We start from the raw sequence: 18,333 nt of genomic DNA on the forward strand, positions 1-18,333 counted from the left end.
ACTGTAATTTCTAGATTCCCCGGTCAAGCCGGGGAATGACACTATTAATCTATTTAATATCTTTACGCATAATTTTACCGCTGATTGTCTTAGGCAGACTGTCTCTGAACTCAACGATTCTCGGGTATTTATATGGTGCAGTTGTTTTCTTTACAAAGTTCTGGATGTCTTTTACAAGCTCGTCGCTCGGCTGGTAGCCCTTAGCAAGAACGATAGTTGCCTTTACAACCTGACCACGTACAGGGTCCGGTGCAGCTGTTACGGCACATTCTACAACTGCAGGATGCTGCATAAGAACTGATTCAACTTCGAAAGTACCAATGCGGTAACCGGAACATTTGATTACGTCGTCATTACGTCCTGTAAACCAGAAGTAGCCGTCTTCATCACGCCAGGCGTTATCAGATGTGTGATAATAGCCGTCGTGCATTACAGACTTTGTTTTTACAGGATCGCCAAAGTATTCCATGAAGAGGCCCGGGAAGTTTCCGTTTTTCATATCAACTACGATTTCGCCAACCTCACCGTCTTCTACTTCGTTGCCTTCTTCGTCAATCAAAGTAACGTTGTAATATGGAGCAGGCTTTCCAAGACTGCCCGGCTTAATGCGTTCGTTGCCATAATTAAAGAGGCTGAGCGTTGTTTCTGTCTGGCCAAAACCTTCGCGGATTTCTTTTCCTGTGATTTCTTTCCACTTGTTGAAAACTTCTTCTGAAAGTGGCTCACCGGCTGTCGACCAATGTAGACAAGATGAGAAATCATATTTGCTCAAATCTTCCTGAATCAGGAAGCGGTAGATTGTTGGTGGCGCACAGAATGATGTAATGTGATGTTTTTCAATCTGCTTGATCAAATCAATTGGCTTAAACTTATCATGATAGTCATAGATAAATACACAGCATTCAGCAATCCACTGACCGTAAAGCTTACCCCACACTGCCTTACCCCAGCCGGTATCAGCTACAGTAAGATGGAGACCGCCCTTCTGAACCTGCTGCCAGTAGCTTGCGGTAACAATGTGTCCAAGAGGATAAAGGTAGTTATGTGAAACTAACTTTGGATGGCTTGTAGTTCCGGATGTAAAGTAAGCAAGAAGAATATCGTCATTCTTGCTGATTTCTTCACGCTTGAGGGCGTAGAAATCTTTAAGAGCTGCTTCGCTTACATTGAGATAACCTTCTGTAAAGTCCAGCCAGCCAGGATGCTTTGCCTTAAACTCGGCGCTCATACCCTGGTCAATTCCAAATGGTGGAACAGCAACAAGAGTGGTAAGTGAAGGACATTCCTTTTGGGCTTCTTCGATGTAAGTAAAGAGTTCGCGGTGGTCAACTGCCACTACAGCCTTAATATAAGCGGCGTTACAACGGAATACGATATCTTCTTTTGTAAGCATGTGAGTTGCAGGAATAACAGCTGCACCAATTTTGTGCAAAGCTACAATAGAAAGCCAGAACTCGTAGCGGCGCTGGAGAATCAGCATAACAAAGTCGCCGCGTTTAATACCGATACTGCGGAAATAAGCGGCTGCTTTATCAGTGCGTTCTTTAAGCTGGCCAAAAGTCATAACAAGCTCTTCGCCGTTATCGTTGCACCATACAAAGGCCTTGGCATCTGGTGTGCGCTGGGCAAGAACATCAACTACGTCGTAACCAAAGTTGAAATTTGCCGGTACCTTTATTTTATAGTTCTCAAAAAAATCTTTATAATCTTTAAACTCAGTTCTTTCTAGAAAATCTTCAAGCATATATGTTCCTTTTGATTTCCGGTGGTTGAGTGCATGCAAAGCATGCGTATCGAAACCACGTTTGTCTTTTTGTAAAGGTGGTTTCGATACGGCTACGCCTACTCAACCACCGTCGATACGGCTTCGCCTACTCAACCACCATGAATATCTTATATAATAATAGCCAAGAATTTAGCTTTCTTATCATTCAGTGCCTGCATTCCGTGCTGCTTAGTTGCGTCAAAGTATACAGAATCACCTTCTTCCAAAGTCATTTCCTTTCCGTCTACAACCAGCTTCATTGAGCCTTCAATCATATATTCAAACTCATGACCTGGATGTGCGTTGAAATGAATTTCGCGGGTTTCTTCCGGGGTAATAGTTACGATAAATGGATCTGCCTTGCGATTCTGAAAGCCGGCTGCAAGAGCCTGATATTTATAGTCACTACGTCGGTCTACCGAAAGTCCTTTGTCTTTTTTAGTAAGACAATAAGAATGCATGTGAGGTTCCTTTCCGGAAATAAGAGTTCCAAGGTCAATGCCGTATTTTTTTGACATTGACTGAAGGATTCCCACAGGAATATCAACCGTACCGGTTTCATATTTCTTATACTGTTCAATAGAGATTCCACAGACCCCCGCTGCTTCTTCAACTGAAACGTCCATAATTTCACGCAGACCGATTAAACGGTCTGCTACTGCTTTAATCTCCTCGTTCATATTGCACCTCATTTAATAGATTTCCGAACCTAGTCCGGAAATGACAGGGCCTGTCATCGTCGGGCTTACCTCGACAATTCTATAATACAAAACTTCGATTTAATAATCAATAGAAAAATTAAAAAATATTAAAAAACTTTAGTATAATTAAATGTTATAATATGTAGACACTGACTATAGAATTAAAAAGAAAATAACTTTCTTACAAATTAATCAGGAGATTATAAGCTTCGTCTGCAGTTTTTGCCACTAAGCCAGGGTTATGTTCTTCCAGAGACTCATAAGAATTAAGTCCCCATGGAACTGAAACGATAGGAATATCATTTTTTCTGCAGGCTTCTATATCGCGCAGTTCATCACCAATATAAACGATTTTTTTGTTAATGACTTTTTTGGCCTTTGCAAGAGCCTTCTTTTTACCGAATAAAGAAACATCAGTTCTTAAAAATGAGAAGAAAGAATCGAGTTGGTATTTTTTTAGAAAAGATTTTACAGTTTTTAAGGAATTAGATGTAAGAATACCAAGTTCATAGCCTTCATTACTTAACTTTTTGATTAATTCTGGAGCTTCTGGCAGAACCTTTAATTCATCAGATCTTTCTGAAAGCTTTTTCTTCAGCTGATAAATAAGATATGGAAGCTTCCATAATTTTACTTCTGCCATTTTTACTAACTGCAATGCAGAAAAATGAGTGTTAATATCACCATCGAGCTTTTTATAGCCGTATTTTTCTGCATGAGAGTTAATTATTTCAAGACCTGCAGAAATTGTATCTGCAATAGTGCCGTCAAAATCAAAAAGAATAAATGAATTCATATATACTATATATAGTAACTCATTAATCTTCTACTTTCAACACTTCTCTGCGGTATTTTGTTCCAATTTCTGTAAGCTTAAATTTCTGAATTTTTCCGGAACCGGTCATAGGGAACTCGTCCATAAACATAACCAGCTGAGGCCACTTAAACTTAGAAAGCTTGTCGCGGCAGAATTCAATTACATCCTGTTCTGTAAGCTTTTTACCTTCGTGCAGAATAATGAAGGCACCTGTGATTTCGCCGTAGCGTTCACTCTTAACAGCTGCAACCTGAATGTCTTTAATTTCCGGCATCTGAATAAGGAACTCTTCAATTTCACGAGGATAAATATTTTCACCACCACGGATAATCATATCTTTGATACGTCCGGTAATGCGGAAATTTCCGTTTTCGTCTTTTACACCAAGGTCACCGGAATGAAGGTATCCGTTTTTATCAATTGTTTCTGCGGTTGCTTCCGGCATCTTATAGTAGCCCTTCATAACGTTCCAGCCCTTACAGCACATTTCACCCTGCACTCCAACCGGACATTCTTTTCCTGTTTCCGGATCAAGAACTTTTACATCAATTCCTTCAAAAGCATCGCCTACAGTTGTGGCCTTTACTTCAACAGAATCATTCCAGTGACTCTGAGTCATTCCAGGGCTGGATTCTGTAAGGCCGTAAACAGAAGTAATTTCCGGCATGTGCATTTTTTCAATTACAGTCTTCATCAGTTCAACTGGAACTCCGGAACCTGCCATAATACCAGTACGGAGTGAAGACAAATCAAACATGCTGAACATAGGATGATTAAGCTCTGCAATGAACATTGTTGGAACACCGTAAAGCGAAGTACACTTCTCTTTCTGAATTGAAGCAAGGGCTACAAGAGGATCAAAGCTTTCGAGCAATACATGGGTACCGCCGTGAGTCAAAACTGCCATAACACCAAGTACAATTCCAAAACAGTGGAAAAGAGGTACCAGGAGACAGAGCTTATCATTTTCTGTATAACGCATACGCTCGCCGATAATAAAACCATCATTAATAATATTGCGGCTTGTAAGCATAACGCCCTTAGGGAAGCCTGTAGTTCCAGAAGTATACTGCATGTTTACAACATCTTCAGGTGTAACTTCGCTTTCTATTTTATGGATGATTTCGATATCAACATGCTGTCCCAAAAGCAGAAGCTCTGGTGTAGAATAAAGTCCGCGGTATTTTTCCGGACCCATAAACACAACATTTTTGAGGCATGGGAAGCGTGCAGACTTAAGACAACCGCGCTCATATTCATCAAGCTCAGGAACAAGTTCCTTAATCATCTGAACATAGTTAGAATCCTTTACACCATCTGTAAGACAGAGTGTTGTTAAATCAGACTGCTTAACAAGATATTCAAGTTCGTGGAGTTTATAAGATGTATTTACAGTTACACCTACTGCGCCAAGACGGGCACATGCAAACATATATGTAAGCCAGTCAGGTACATTAGTTGCCCAGATACCAACGTTGTCTCCCTTTCGTACGCCAATTGCATATAGTCCGCAGGCAAGGTCGTCTACTCGTTTATCAAACTGAGCGTAAGTAAAGCGAAGGTCGCGGTCTGCGTATACCATAAATTCGTGGCTTGGGTTAGCCTTAGTTTTTTCTCTTAAAAGCTGGCTTAATGTTAATTCAATCATGTAATACTCCACCTTTATAATATAGAAAACAGGCTTCTTATTCAAGAGAAAAATTTAATTATAATAAAATATTTAAGTATAATTAAATATTTTATTACGCTCTATCCTACCCTTACCCCTCTCATACCCTCCCTTTGTAAAGTGATTTTAACTTGATTTTTGGTTAACTTGTGAGATAATTAACTTTATGAAACATAAGAAATTTTTCAAAAAATCTAATGTTATCTGTTTCGTAGTTATCAACCTGGTAATAGTAATTGCTATAATTGCTTATGGAATGGTTGCGAAACAACAGGCAGAGCAGAGAGTTTCTCAGAAATTGAGAGAGGAAATTTCCCAGAAGGGAATTTTGATGGAAGATTATTTACAGCCGGAAATTGCACTTACGAAAAAGCTTGCAACTTCCCCAAGTGTAATTGAATTCTTTGAAGATATTGAAGACGAAAGACTTCGCAAACATGCATGGGAGGAATTCGAAAGTTTTAGAGACGCCTTTTCTTCTCACATTATCTTTTGGGCTAACGATGCTGATAAAGATTTCTATAACGCAATGGAATATTCTTATACTATAAATCCAGATAATCCTGCAGACTACTGGTATAAGATGACTCTTTATGAGACCGACCTTTATAACTTCAATATCAATTATAATGCCGACCTTGACATGACCTGTCTCTGGCTTAATGCAGTTATCCGCAATTCAAAAATGAAGCCAATTGGAATATGTGGAACTGGTATTGAGCTGGATGGCTTTATCAATAAGTGTTATGAAAGTCTGAGCGACACTATTGATATGTACTTCTTTAATGATTCAAAAGAAATTACTGGTGCTAAAGATAAACAGATTCTTGTAGACAAAAAACATATTGATAGTTTTTACGAAAATCTGAATTTTGAAAATCTGATGAAGAAGGCAAAGGAAGGCGGAGCAAGTGGTAATCTTGTTGAGTTCGAAGTAAGTCCTCTGGAACGTGGTATTATCCGCTATCTTCCAAGCTACGGCTGGTACCTTATTGCTGTTTCACCAGACAATTCCGGTCGCGCAGAGGGTATAGATATAATCCTCATAGTTTTCATTGTAATCGTTATAATCATTTCTACATTTGTTATTATTACAGCAAAATTCCAGGATTTTGTAACAAGATTAAAAAAATCTCAGGAGCACGAAAAAGAAGTTCAGATTAAAGAACGAAAGCTTGGTGAACGACTTTTCGAAGAAGCCCAGAATCTTGTTGTCGCCACAAAAGAGACTGCAGCTACCAGTCAGGACTCTTCTGCTGCCGTAAAAGAAATTGTTGCGACAATGGAAGACTCCAACGTTCTTTCCGAAAATATCTCTACAAAAATTAAAGATGTTTCAAGCATTGCAAATCAGACTTCTTCTGATGTAACAGAAGGCGTTGCTCAGATTGAACAGAACGTTGCCCAGCTCCACGAAATATTTGATGCTAACCAGCAGACAATTGATGGAATCAAAATCCTCAGTGAAAAAATAGAAAGCATCTGGGATATTGTAACGCTCATCAACAACGTTGCAGACCAGGCTAAGATTATTGCATTCAATGCCGAACTTGAAGCATCTACTGCCGGAGAAGCCGGTAAGTCCTTCCGTATTGTTGCTAATGAAATCCGCCGCCTTTCAGATGGTATTATTGACGGTACCCGTGAAATTAAGGAAAAGATTAATGAGATTCAGCATTCTTCTGACTCTCTTATTCTTGCTTCCGAAAGTGGTACAGAAAAGATTAATGCCGGTTATGAAAATGCCCGTGGTCTCGAAGCAAAGTTCGCAAATATCCGAAGCTCTGCAGAAATTACCGCAACAAGTGCCGATGGTATTGCAGAAATAATCCGCCAGCAGGCAAGCGCAAGTGAACAGATTCTCATTGCCCTCAAGGAGATTTCTGCCGGTGTTGAAAACTTTACTGTAGCTACGGATAACATTTCCCTTGCATCGGAAAATGTTCGCAAGATTTCTGAGGACTTGAACAATGCAAGCAGAAGCGAATGATTCTTATCTGATATTTACAATTCATAAACGCCTCTATGCAATAAAGAACACAAATGTTCAGGAAATCATGCATTCGGCAAAAATTCACCCTCTTCCTTTTGTACCGGACTATATAGAAGGAATGGTGAATTGCCGTGGTCTGCCCTACACTGTTGTTAATCTTCTCAAAATTGAAAAAGAAGAAAACAGTGAAATTTCTGAGCCAACAGTTCTTGTCTTTCGCCGGGACGACGATCAGTTTGCCCTTCACATCTCAGGCATTGAATTGTTCTTTGAGCCGGAAGAAGAAGATATTACAAGTGAAGGGATTAAATATAAATCACGCATAATTCCATTTTTTGATATTGATGCTATTGAAACAACTCTGTGTCAGGATTTGAGGGAGGAAGAATTATGAGCGATTTGCTGAAGGTTCTCATAGTTGATGATTCTGCAATTACAAGAGGACTCTTTGAAAAAGCATTTGTACGCAATAATTTTGAAATTGCCGCTTCGGTTTCAAATGGACGTAAGGCTGTAGATTTCTGCCGGGATCATAATGTTGATGTTGTAGTAAGCGATTACAATATGCCGGAAATGGACGGTATAGAAGCCGCAAAGCTTTTAATAGGAGAACTTGGAATTCCGGTTTTAATCTATTCGGAAGACCCGGCAATAAAAACAGATGTTCTTGCAACAGGTGCTGCTTTTGAAAAGAAACCTTCCCTTCAGTCTTTTGATGAAATAGTATTCCGGGACTTTACAATTAAAGTAAGAAAAGCTGTTGATAAAGCAAAAAGCGAAGGTCTTAGTTCTCATGTAAATCGTTCAGAAAGAAATGTTGAATCAGATACAGATATTGATTCTCTGCTGGGCGAAAGAGCTTCCTTTAAAGTTCTTTGTATTGGAGCTTCCACAGGTGGTCCTACAGCAGTTCAGGAAGTGCTTACAGGACTTGGAAATAATTTTCCTCTTCCGGTTTTATACACTCAACATATCGATATTGGTGCAGATGAAAAAATGGTGAGATGGTTTAATCAGGTTTGTCCAAACATTCCTATGAGCCTTGCCCGCGACGGCGAAATTGCTAAAAAGGGACATGTTTATATGGCTCCTGCAGATAAACATCTTGTAATAGACTATGTAAAAAATGATCTTCCGGTTCTTAAACTTTCGGATGAACCTCCGGAGCGCTTTTTAAGACCGGCTGTAAATAAGCTTTTCCGTTCAGCAGCAAGGATTTATAAAAATACCTGTATTGCCCTGCTGCTTACCGGTATGGGCCAGGACGGAGCAGAAGGCTGCAAAGAAATAATTAAAGCAGGTGGTTTTACAATTTGTGAAGACGAATCAACCTGTACGGTTTTTGGAATGCCCCAGGCCGCAATTGAAATGAAGGCAGCGAGCCGTGTCTTACCCCGAGACTGCATTGCCAGAGCCGTGGTTAAAATGACCAGATAAAAATTTAAGGGCGAGTTTATGGAAGATAAAGAGTTTACAGATATTATTTCGCTTATTACAAAGCAGACTGGTATAATCCCCAGGGAAAGCCACAAAAGCGGAATAAAAAATTTTATTGACAAGCGCAAAAAAGAAATAAAACTTAACGGACTTGATTATTATAATTATGTATGTCTCAACAAAGCAGAAATGGACATTCTTTTAAACCATGCTACTGTAAATGAAACATATTTTTTCCGTGAAGAATCACAGTTTAATTTCTTAAAGAATAAAGTTTTACCGGAACTGCATTCAAGTCTTGGATTAAATCCTGTAAGAATCTGGAGTGCAGCTGCTTCGAGTGGAGAAGAAATTTATTCACTCTACCTGCTTGCCCTTTCCCTCGGAATAAAAACTGAATGCTTAGCAACAGACATTAATACCACAGTTCTCCAGAAAGGTGCAGAAGGAAAATATAAATCAAATTCTGTAAAAGCAGTTGATGGTGCAAAGTTTCATTATCTTCTTACACCATATATGAATCAGGATAAAGAAGTAAACCTTCCGCCAGAAATTACTTCTAAAATAGACAGAAGACAGATGAATCTTACAAAAGCAGATTCAATCTTTCCAAGAAACATTCACATAGTTTTTATAAGAAATGTATTTGTTTATTTTACGGTAGAAATGAGAAGAAGCATTTTGCAAAAAATCGTAGATTTTTCTCTGGCTCCGGGCGGATATATTTTTCTTTCAATGAATGAAATCGCTACGATCGATTATACAATTCTGCCTAAAGGTGTTGAAAAATGCTCTGAAGGCAATGTGTTTTATTTTCATAAAAAGGGATGAGAGAGTTGGGTATAATTTCAAAGATTTCAAATGAAAACAATATAAATCAGGAATTCTCAAATAGCCAGAATCAGAATAACGAGCAGGAATTAACTAAGATAGTAAATGATCTTCCTACCACTTCTGAAAATGGCAACGTAATAAAAAATTATCTTGCAGAAACAAGATGGCTGGCTCATACACTTAAAACACAGCCGGAAATGACTCAGGAAATTCTACGTGTATTAAGTATTACCCGAGACTCTTCCCTGCTTCTTGGTTTTACTCCAGTATACAGGCTTTATAAAGCAACAGAAGATTTATATAAAGCAATTATTGACGGTAAAGCTGTTTTTTCAGATAACCTTTATTTTTTGATTAATGAAACTGCAGATAAGCTTTCTGAAATGTGCGATATGATTGAAGATGGCCGAATGGAAGAGCTCTTTGCAGAAAATGTAAAACCTTATCTTTTGTATCTGGACAAGGCTGTTGCCGGTGAATTGTTTAATGCAATGAGCCTGGCAGCAGGCAGTCATGAACAGACCCTCTTATTGCAGCAGCAGATGGAAGATGAAGACCGTGAAGCCGAAGCAAGAAGAAAAGAAAAAGAAAAGGTTCCTGAAAAAATTACACTCGAATCTTCAAAAATTTCAGAGCTGGTAAACCAGCATCAGGAAATGATTGCCCGTTCCTATATAATTATTAATCAGATAGAAACACTTAAAGAAGCAATTTTCGAAGACAATAAAAAACTTATACGCGATACTTCAAAGCAGCTGGCCGCAGATGCCCAGAACCTTCAGGCAAATCTTCTTCTTTCTCATGAACAGATATTATCTTTCGTTCATGAAGATTCCTTTATTGAAAAGCATCAGGATTTCCATGGCTTCTTTGTATTTGCTAATAACCGCAAATACATGATTCCTTCTGAATTTGTAATAGATGTCATTTCAGAAAGCCCGTCAAATTATGTAGAAAAACAAAATCAGAAGTTTGTAGTTTATGTTCAGGAAAACGAAATGGGTAACGAAAAGAACCGTGAAGAAATTCCGGTCTACTCTCTTTCTTCTCTTTTGCCAGGAACTCCAATTACAGAACTCCCAGTTATGGATACCATTCTGCTTGTAAACTTTCAGTCTCAAAAGGTTGGAATTATTGTAGATGAAATGCAGAAGTTCGTTTCTGTAATAAAAATGCCTATGCCCCACAGCTTTAAGTATTTTCCAATTTTAAAAGGCCTGGCTTTTGATGAAAAATACGACATGATTCCAATTTTGTATTTACCAATGATTATTAAAAAATTCCGTTCAATGCGTGGATACGATGTCAAAAAATTTGAAGCTTCAACCAGAAAGCATATTAATCATGCTCTTGTAGTTGATGATTCAGAAACAACCCGGCTTATTGAACACACAATTTTAAAGGGCTATGGTTTTTATGTAGAAGAAGCCTTTGACGGAATTGATGCAATGGACAAAATTAAAGGAAATCAAATTGATTTGATTATCTGCGATGATAAAATGCCTAGAATGAATGGAGAGATTTTTCTGGATAATGTCCGCCGTTTAGAAAACTATAAGAAAGTTCCGGTAATTGCACTTTCAAACTCTCCTATTCCAAAAGCTGATATTTATATTTCAAAATCAGATTTTAAGAGAGATATTTTAATTCAAAAAATCAAGGAGCTTTTAAATGAGTAAACGAATTATAGTGCTTGAACCTTCAGTTACAATTCAGTCCATTTTCAGAGAACTCACCCGTCAGTCAGATCTGGAACTTTCATTTGAAAGAAACGGTATTAAGTTCCTTGTTGCCTTATATAATCTTTTACCGGATGCTGTTTTAATTAACGCTAGAAATATGAATCCTTCCTGCATTGAGCTTGTTCGTTTTATAAAATCAGTTGCTCGTTTTAAATCAATATCTGTTGGTATTTTTGCAACAAGCGATTTTCTTTTTCATGATGAGTTTAAAATTAATTGTGGTGCAGATTTATTTTTTACCTTTGATCAGAACACAATTATTTCAGACCTGGAAAATCTTCTTGCAAAAAAAGAAGGCGAACTTTCACGACCTGAAAAAAATGATATTGTAAAAACCGGAATTCTTGAAAAAATATATTCAATGATAGACAGAATAGATTCTCTTCCTGAAATTGCAAGGTCTTTCCTCAGCCTGCTTGCAGAAGTTGGAGAACTGCCTGCGGCTTCTATTTTTGTAAAAACGGAAGACGGTCTGGAAAGTTTTTATATCTGCGGAGACAATTTTACAGAAGAAGAAACTTCAGATTTTCTCCGTGTCTGTATGACAGATTTTGAAAACCTTTTCCCTAATCAGAATATGATAAATGTTATTCCTCAAAAGCTTGAAGCAACATTTCCTCTGGAAGAATTTCATAGTGAAGAATTACCTCTTTCTGCTTATCAGACCTTCACTCTTAAAAATGAATTTGAGAATCTTTATGGAACAGTCCACATTGTACGTGAAGGCGCCTTTACCACTAAACAGATAGACCTTTTTACTTTTGCTGTAAACGAAGTTACCCGCATTATGGAAAGTACCATAAGAATGCAGGGAAAAATGAAGTTCGAAAGAAATATACGTAAGGCCTTCAGCCGTTTTGTTCCTGAACAGATTATTGACGAGCTTGTTGATGGTGCAGAAACAGAAGCAAAGGTTGGTATAGGTGAAAAACGAGACGTTGCAATTATGTTCTGCGACATTCGTTCTTTTACAAACATAAGTGAATGTAATAAACCAGAAACTGTAGTCGCCTTTTTAAACAAGTATTTTACTGCCATGTGTACAATAATAAAAAAATATGGCGGTACTGTAGACAAGTTTATGGGCGATGCAATTATGGCCCTGTTTGGTGCTCCTGTAAGCTACGAGGATAACTGCCGGCGTGCGGTAGCCGCTGCTCAGGAAATGCGGGATGCGGTAGAAACAATAGAACTTGATGATTTAATTCTTCCTCCGGGAATGAAATTTAATGTTGGAATCGGCATCCATTACGGCGATGTAATTGTAGGTTCTATAGGTTCGGCAGATAAAACCGACTATTCTGTAATCGGAGATAATGTAAACCTTGCAAGCCGTTTGGAAGGACTAACAAAAACTTACGGAACGATGATTCTTGTAAGTCAGGCTGTAAAAGATGATATTAATTCTGATGAATATGTTTACAGGCATCTTGATAATGTAAAGGTAAAAGGAAAAGAGCATCCTGTTCCGATTTATGCAGTAGATAAAAGTCTTGAAGATTTCAGTAAAAAATATCGTGAATATTATGATAAGGCTTTTGCACTCTACCAGAAAGGTGTCTGGAATCTTGCAAGAGAATATTATCAGAAAGCCCTTGATGAATGTGAAAACGATAAAGCCGCTGCCCTCATGGTAGAACGCTGTGATAATTTTATTGTCCGTCCGCCGGAGAACTGGGATGGTGCAATAGCTTATAACACAAAATAGTTTACATAAAGGTAACGTGTGAACCAGTTACCTTTTTACTCTCGTAAACACCTTTATCAATAAGCTTATAGTTATCTCCAAAATCAGCAGTTTCTCCCTGAGGAATAATTATAGCACCAATACTTGCTGTTACAGCTTTATCTTCGAGCTCTGGAATAACAATAGTCTTAAGATTTTCTATAAAGCGGTTAATAATTGAGTTTGCAATTTTTTTATCATGAACTTCAGCTGCATAAGCAGAAAATTCATCTCCCCCTAGACGGAATACAATATCATGTTCACGGAAGGCAGACTTTAGGCAGTTAGCAACACTTATAATAACTTTATCGCCTACATCATGACCATAAGTATCGTTAAAGCTCTTAAAATGGTCAATATCAAGAAGTATGAATAATCCACCCTTTCCATTCTTAAGGCTTTCTTCCACCTTTAATTCTCCGCTCATTCGGTTCAAAAGTCCGGTCATCTGGTCGGTCTCAGAAAGTACAATAAGCTTTTGCTTTTCCTTTGCATCATTTACGATTTTATCAATATTCATAATACCGACAATAATCGTATCTGAATTCAATTTCATATATTTGAATTCATAAAAATGTAGTTCTCCGTTTTCTTCAATACGATAACTTGATGAATATTCATCCGATTCATTCAGCTTTTGTATAATTGTATCAAGGGCAATTGCTTCATTCATAAAGGCTTTGTCTTCTGTATAAACACGATGTTCAATATATTCTGTAAAGAAGGTATCGTAAGAAGAATCTGCAGAATAATTTTCCATAAAGGATTCAGGAATATAACCGCCAAGCTTAATAGGTTTTATAGTTCTTGTTGTAAGATTAATTGTCAGAATATTTGCAAAGTCACGGCTGAGAGCATTTACGATATTAAACTGCTCCATGAGGTTGATTTCGTTTTTTTTATTTTCATCAATATCAGTAAAGAGTCCAACATAAGTTTGTGGCTTACCATCTGCATTACGAATAATATTTCCCGCCGCATGATACCATTTCCAGCCATCATTTTTTGTCAAAAGACGATATTCAACATCATAAACTGTCTGGCCGCTGGTATCATTTACAGTATCCCAGAAGGCTTTGAGTACTGAATTTTTATCATCCCTGTGAAGTCTGTCAGACCAAGCCTCAAGCGTATTCGGAAACTCCTTTTCAGATTTAAAACCAAGTAATTTACGGAAAGTATCCGACCAGTTGCATTTTACAATATTACCATTTTCATCAAATTCAATTGTCCAAGGTCCTGAATCCAGAACCGAGTGAATAATCTGCATTGCATTTGTTTCTTTATTAAGTTTCTCATAGGCCTGCTGAGTTCTTTGACTGATTATCTTTTCCTGCTCAAGCTTAAAATGAGAAGCATTTCGGATAATCAAAATTAATCCGATAAAAAGTAATACAATTAAAGCAAAGGTAAAGAAAATATGAATTCTTGTTTGATGCATAAGAGAAGCAATACTTGTACTTACCTGCTCATTAATAACAGTTTCGTAAACAAGAATTGTCATAATCCAGCCAGTGTTTTTTACAGGAATATAAAAGAGATGAGCCTTTTCGTTATCATAATTAACTTCTATTAAACCTGAGCCACCTGAAGAAAAATCATTTACAACTTTTCTTATTTTTTTGGAATCCTTTTCGCTCTCAGAAATTGCTGAAAGAAGATTTAAACCTGCAGGCAGCTTTCCAAAATCCGTATTTGTAAGACTTTCTCCATTTTTGTAATAGAGATTAAAGTAGGTTTCCATATTTTCATAACGATAGGCCATAGACCTCATCATCTGATTAATATCAATTTCGACAAAACAGGCTGTGATTTTTGAATTATTAAAATAAATTCCTGAAACCGGAACTGCAAGAAAAAGCTGTTTGTCGCCACCATAATTTAAAACTGTAGAATAAATTGGTTCTGTAATTGCTTTAGCAAGGAAAGGATATCTGGTTTTACCGGAACAGGTTGAGTGCGATGTATAAACAAGACCATTTTCATCAACGAGGGCAAAGGTGTCCATGTTATAAAGCTTACGCATTTTACCAAGAAAACTTCTAAGCGCTTTAGGGGATTCCAGGTCATTTTGTGTAATAATATCAAGTGCATTATTTACATACTTATATTTTTTATCAAGTTCGTTAGAAATGAGAGAAGTGCGGCTTTTTGCAATTTCTTCTATATAAAAATGACTAATCTTATCAATTGCTTTATCTGTAACTTCTTGTGTAGTATCTGCAGTTTTTAATGACATAATTAATAAAAGAATTGTCATTATTGTCAAACTTGAAGCTGTAAATATATGAATAATACGTTTAGTAAGTTTTTTCATAGCTGCCTCTCCTATTCCATTACACCATAAAGTGAATGTAGCAGAAGAGCCGCATCCTTTTGATAAAATACAGTTGTTATTTCTTCTGTTTTTTCAGGATATAAAGTTCCCGGGCTTATACCATCAGCAATTTTTACTGCAGTGGTAATTGTATCAAAACCAATTGAATAACAGTCCTGAATTGCAAGGGCATAAATAATTCCATCGCGAAGATATTTTATTGCCCGCTCATCATGGTCCATTCCAACAATAATTACCTTGCCTGCTTTTCCCGCTTCCTCAACAGCTCGTCCTGCCCCTACCGGATTACTCATATTGCAGCAGATGATTCCATCCAGATCCGGATATTTTTCCAGAAATTCTTTTGTAAGATTATAGGCATTTACATCGCTGTCTTCATCATATTTTACATCAATAAGATTTATTCCTTCATATTTATCAAAAACGGATTTAGCTCCACTTGCACGCTCTTCATGACAAGGAGCCCCCACATTACCAACGAGCATTGCAACCTGGCCATTATATTTCAAATAAGAACAAAGAGCTTCTGCAAGGTCCTGTCCGTCTTTATAGTTATGAGTATTTCCTACATAGGCAATTCTGTTACAACCATTTTCTTTTCCAGAATCAGAGCTTGAAAAAGTCATAACCTTATGTCCCTCAGAAATAATCTGATTTATAACCGGGGTAACAATATCTATATCTGCAACATCAACACCAATTACATCATATTCATTGAGGGCTGCTGCTTTTTTGATTCGCTGAACCTGATCGTAGGCTGACATTGCATCCGGAGCCCGGTAGTCATAGGTTATATTGATTCCCTTTTCTTCGTACTGGCGGACTGCATCTTCCATGCCAAGAGCTACGGCATCCCACCAGGCATGGACTATTTTATAGGTAAAATAAAAATTATATTCACGATTTTTAGGGTTATAAACATCAAGGACTTTTTCTTTTATAACACTTGAATCATTAAAACCGTCTTGCGAGTGAGTATTATGAGAAGATACATTGTTATTTTGATTTTTGTTATTACGTTTTTTTAATGCTTCAGATGAACAGCCTGACATTACAAGCACAAAGGCAAGGATGGTCAAGCTGAGAAAAAATTGAATAAATCTCTTATTTCTCATATCTTGAATTCCAATAAGCAATTATAATTTATATTTTAAATCTAAAAGTATGAAAAAACAAGTAAAAATAACAAATAATTTTATTTACATTAATAATTTTATTGAAAAGATTTATTATTAAAAAAAATATCGCAAACTGAACCGAATCGATATATAATGTAATATATGGAAGATTTATTTGAGAGAACTATTCTTATTGTAGATGATGAAGCAATTAACCGCGAAATTCTTGGTAATATTATTCAGTCTGAATACAAAGTTATTTACGCAGAAAATGGAAAAGAAGCTTTAGAAAAAATACAATCTGAGGGCATTTCAATTTCTCTGGTGTTGCTTGACTTACTTATGCCTGTTATGGACGGCAATGAACTTTTAAAGGCTATGAATGAAGAAGGCCTGATTACAGAAATTCCAGTAATTGTCCTTACGTCAGAAAAATCATCAGAAATTGAAAGCCTTAAACTTGGGGCTGCAGACTTCCTTACAAAGCCTTATGACAGGCCGGAGGTTATTCTTGCCCGGGTACGTCATTCCATTGAGCTTTTTGAGAATGCAAAAATCATTCATGCAACAGAGTTTGATAAGCTTACCCTGCTCTACAGCCAGGATTTTTTCTTTGAATACGCTTCCCAGTTTGACCAGCGTTATCCCTTGCAGAAAATGGATGCAGTAGTAATTAACTTTACCCGTTTTCATCTTTTGAATGAGCTGAAAGGACGTATGTTTGGAGACCAGATACTTTCGGCAATGGCAGACGGAATCCGCAGTACGCTTTTAAAAACAGGTGGTATTGCAGGCCGCAAGGATGCAGACACCTTCTTTGCATATATTCCTCATATTGATGACTATAAAATCTTTATTGAAAAAATAAACGAAAAGCTTTCTTCCCTGCTCAAGGCTTCGGAAACAAGACTGCGCCTTGGAGTTTATACGGATGCGGAAAAATCACTTCCGATTCTCCTCCGCTTTGATCATGCCATTCAGGCCTGCAATTCTATCCGCAATAAGGCCGGAGAAGAAATCTGCATTTATGACAATCAGATGGCAGAGCGCGAAGTATTCAACGCCCACCTGCTGGAAGATTTTGAAGCCGCCATTGAAAACAGGCAGTTTAAAGTTCAGTATCAGCCAAAGTTCAACATCACAGGCGACACCCCAAGGTTATGCTCGGCAGAAGCCCTTGTCCGCTGGATTCACCCGGAGCTTGGCTTTGTACGTCCTGACCTCTTTATTCCGCTATTTGAAGAGAACGGCCTTGTTACCAAGCTTGACCGCTACGTCTGGGAAGAAGCCGCAAAACAGATTGCCCTCTGGAAAAAAGAGCTTGGCATGACCATTCCTGTTTCCGTAAATGTTTCACGAGTGGATATTGCCGCTCCCGACATGACCGACTTTATCACAAAGATTGTAAAGGAAAACGGACTGGAAGCAAAGGACTACATGCTGGAAATTACGGAGTCTGCTTACACTTCAGATTCAAAACATATTATTGAGGTTGTAGAAAAGCTCCGCTCCCTTGGACACAAAATAGAAATGGATGATTTTGGCTCTGGCTACTCTTCCCTCAACATGCTCACATCCATGCCGATTGACGCCCTGAAATTGGACAAGGCCTTTATCCGCAATATTCAGCCGGGCAATAAGGAAATGGAGCTGGTAAATCTGGTATTGAAAATCGCCCAGACTCTTGGAGTTCCTGTAATTGCAGAAGGCGTGGAAACCGAGGAAGAATGCAGGCTTTTGAAGGAAGCCGGCTGCGACATAATTCAGGGCTATTATTTTGCTAAGCCCCTGCCGCCGGAGGATTTTTCAAAATATGCCGGCAATGACAAGGGAGATGCAAAATGATGACTATAGAATCCCTTAAAGCTGCCGGAGCAAATGTAGAGGAAGGACTGGCCCGCTGCCTGAACAAGGAAGACTTTTACCTTAAAATGGTAAACATGGGCCTGACAAATCAGAATTTTCAGCTGCTGGGCCCTGCCCTGGAAGCAAAGGATTTTGACAGGGCTTTTGAACTCTGCCACTCACTTAAAGGCGTAATAGGAAACCTGAGCCTTACTCCCCTTTATGATTTAATCTGCCAGCTTACAGAAATGCTTCGCTCCAAAACCGATACAGACTGCACAGGTCTTTACAGTCAGATTATGACGATGCAGGAAAAACTTCTCGCCCTGTAAGGGGTAATCTTTCATG

Annotated in this window: 14 protein-coding genes; 8 read left to right on the forward strand and 6 right to left on the reverse strand. The window is 38.0% G+C overall.

Annotation, left to right across the window (positions count from 1 at the left end; genetic code table 11):
* Window positions 1-49: 49 nt before the first annotated feature.
* From G626_RS0110505 to G626_RS0110520, 4 genes are all read right to left on the reverse strand, one after another.
* Entirely contained in the window at window positions 50-1,744 is a 1,695-nt protein-coding gene (locus G626_RS0110505; protein WP_022932745.1) for an AMP-binding protein, read from the reverse strand.
* Window positions 1,745-1,893: 149 nt separating this feature from the next.
* A complete protein-coding gene (locus tag G626_RS0110510; protein WP_022932746.1) occupies window positions 1,894-2,445 on the reverse strand; it encodes a helix-turn-helix domain-containing protein in 552 nt (183 codons plus the stop codon).
* Between the two features lie 202 nt (window positions 2,446-2,647).
* A complete protein-coding gene (locus tag G626_RS16265) occupies window positions 2,648-3,262 on the reverse strand; it encodes an HAD-IA family hydrolase (RefSeq protein ID WP_022932747.1) in 615 nt (204 codons plus the stop codon).
* A 22-nt stretch (window positions 3,263-3,284) separates the two neighbouring features.
* Entirely contained in the window at window positions 3,285-4,931 is a 1,647-nt protein-coding gene (locus G626_RS0110520) for an AMP-binding protein (RefSeq protein ID WP_022932748.1), read from the reverse strand.
* Between the two features lie 187 nt (window positions 4,932-5,118).
* On the opposite strand from G626_RS0110520, the gene G626_RS17570 reads away from it, so the two are divergent.
* Genes G626_RS17570 through G626_RS0110550 form a run of 6 tightly spaced genes read left to right on the forward strand, consistent with a single transcriptional unit; the run spans window position 5,119 to window position 12,666 of the window.
* A complete protein-coding gene (locus G626_RS17570; protein WP_022932749.1) occupies window positions 5,119-6,942 on the forward strand; it encodes a methyl-accepting chemotaxis protein in 1,824 nt (607 codons plus the stop codon).
* A complete protein-coding gene (locus tag G626_RS0110530) occupies window positions 6,923-7,339 on the forward strand; it encodes a chemotaxis protein CheW (protein WP_022932750.1) in 417 nt (138 codons plus the stop codon). Before G626_RS17570 ends, G626_RS0110530 begins: the two co-directional genes overlap by 20 nt.
* Window positions 7,336-8,382, forward strand: coding sequence for a chemotaxis protein CheB (locus G626_RS17575; RefSeq protein WP_051142227.1), 1,047 nt, complete (start codon window positions 7,336-7,338; stop codon window positions 8,380-8,382). Before G626_RS0110530 ends, G626_RS17575 begins: the two co-directional genes overlap by 4 nt.
* A gap of 18 nt (window positions 8,383-8,400) precedes the next feature.
* The gene (locus tag G626_RS0110540; RefSeq protein WP_027727120.1) at window positions 8,401-9,213 is read left to right on the forward strand and encodes a CheR family methyltransferase; all 813 of its coding nucleotides are present in this window, start codon (window positions 8,401-8,403) and stop codon (window positions 9,211-9,213) included.
* A 5-nt stretch (window positions 9,214-9,218) separates the two neighbouring features.
* A complete protein-coding gene (locus G626_RS0110545; protein ID WP_022932751.1) occupies window positions 9,219-10,895 on the forward strand; it encodes a response regulator in 1,677 nt (558 codons plus the stop codon).
* The gene (locus G626_RS0110550; RefSeq protein WP_022932752.1) at window positions 10,888-12,666 is read left to right on the forward strand and encodes an adenylate/guanylate cyclase domain-containing protein; all 1,779 of its coding nucleotides are present in this window, start codon (window positions 10,888-10,890) and stop codon (window positions 12,664-12,666) included. The genes G626_RS0110545 and G626_RS0110550 overlap by 8 nt, the downstream gene beginning before the upstream one ends.
* Before the next feature lies 1 nt (window position 12,667).
* Here the strand turns inward: G626_RS0110550 and G626_RS17580 are convergent, their stop codons facing one another.
* Entirely contained in the window at window positions 12,668-15,001 is a 2,334-nt protein-coding gene (locus G626_RS17580) for a diguanylate cyclase domain-containing protein (protein WP_022932753.1), read from the reverse strand.
* Window positions 15,002-15,012: 11 nt separating this feature from the next.
* Entirely contained in the window at window positions 15,013-16,137 is a 1,125-nt protein-coding gene (locus tag G626_RS16290) for a substrate-binding domain-containing protein (RefSeq protein ID WP_022932754.1), read from the reverse strand.
* Window positions 16,138-16,302: 165 nt separating this feature from the next.
* Here G626_RS16290 and G626_RS16295 point away from each other — a divergent pair, with 165 nt between their 5' ends.
* Together G626_RS16295 and G626_RS16300 are read left to right on the forward strand one after the other, a co-directional pair.
* Entirely contained in the window at window positions 16,303-17,985 is a 1,683-nt protein-coding gene (locus tag G626_RS16295; protein ID WP_022932755.1) for a putative bifunctional diguanylate cyclase/phosphodiesterase, read from the forward strand.
* The gene (locus G626_RS16300) at window positions 17,982-18,317 is read left to right on the forward strand and encodes an Hpt domain-containing protein (protein ID WP_022932756.1); all 336 of its coding nucleotides are present in this window, start codon (window positions 17,982-17,984) and stop codon (window positions 18,315-18,317) included. Before G626_RS16295 ends, G626_RS16300 begins: the two co-directional genes overlap by 4 nt.
* Window positions 18,318-18,333: the final 16 nt, after the last annotated feature.

It is taken from the genome of Treponema bryantii NK4A124, assembly GCF_000421345.1.
Taxonomy (GTDB): Bacteria; Spirochaetota; Spirochaetia; order Treponematales; family Treponemataceae; genus Treponema_D; species Treponema_D bryantii_B.

What these genes read in the sequence shown, in the direction of transcription:
- G626_RS17570 (WP_022932749.1), top strand. Translation starts at nt 5,119, where the DNA reads ATGAAACATAAGAAATTTTTCAAAAAATCTAATGTTATCTGTTTCGTA.
- G626_RS0110520 (WP_022932748.1), bottom strand. Translation starts at nt 4,931, where the DNA reads ATGATTGAATTAACATTAAGCCAGCTTTTAAGAGAAAAAACTAAGGCT.
- G626_RS0110550 (WP_022932752.1), top strand. Translation starts at nt 10,888, where the DNA reads ATGAGTAAACGAATTATAGTGCTTGAACCTTCAGTTACAATTCAGTCC.
- G626_RS16290 (WP_022932754.1), bottom strand. Translation starts at nt 16,137, where the DNA reads ATGAGAAATAAGAGATTTATTCAATTTTTTCTCAGCTTGACCATCCTT.
- G626_RS16300 (WP_022932756.1), top strand. Translation starts at nt 17,982, where the DNA reads ATGATGACTATAGAATCCCTTAAAGCTGCCGGAGCAAATGTAGAGGAA.
- G626_RS0110505 (WP_022932745.1), bottom strand. Translation starts at nt 1,744, where the DNA reads ATGCTTGAAGATTTTCTAGAAAGAACTGAGTTTAAAGATTATAAAGAT.
- G626_RS0110510 (WP_022932746.1), bottom strand. Translation starts at nt 2,445, where the DNA reads ATGAACGAGGAGATTAAAGCAGTAGCAGACCGTTTAATCGGTCTGCGT.
- G626_RS16265 (WP_022932747.1), bottom strand. Translation starts at nt 3,262, where the DNA reads ATGAATTCATTTATTCTTTTTGATTTTGACGGCACTATTGCAGATACA.
- G626_RS0110530 (WP_022932750.1), top strand. Translation starts at nt 6,923, where the DNA reads ATGCAAGCAGAAGCGAATGATTCTTATCTGATATTTACAATTCATAAA.
- G626_RS17575 (WP_051142227.1), top strand. Translation starts at nt 7,336, where the DNA reads ATGAGCGATTTGCTGAAGGTTCTCATAGTTGATGATTCTGCAATTACA.
- G626_RS17580 (WP_022932753.1), bottom strand. Translation starts at nt 15,001, where the DNA reads ATGAAAAAACTTACTAAACGTATTATTCATATATTTACAGCTTCAAGT.
- G626_RS16295 (WP_022932755.1), top strand. Translation starts at nt 16,303, where the DNA reads ATGGAAGATTTATTTGAGAGAACTATTCTTATTGTAGATGATGAAGCA.
- G626_RS0110540 (WP_027727120.1), top strand. Translation starts at nt 8,401, where the DNA reads ATGGAAGATAAAGAGTTTACAGATATTATTTCGCTTATTACAAAGCAG.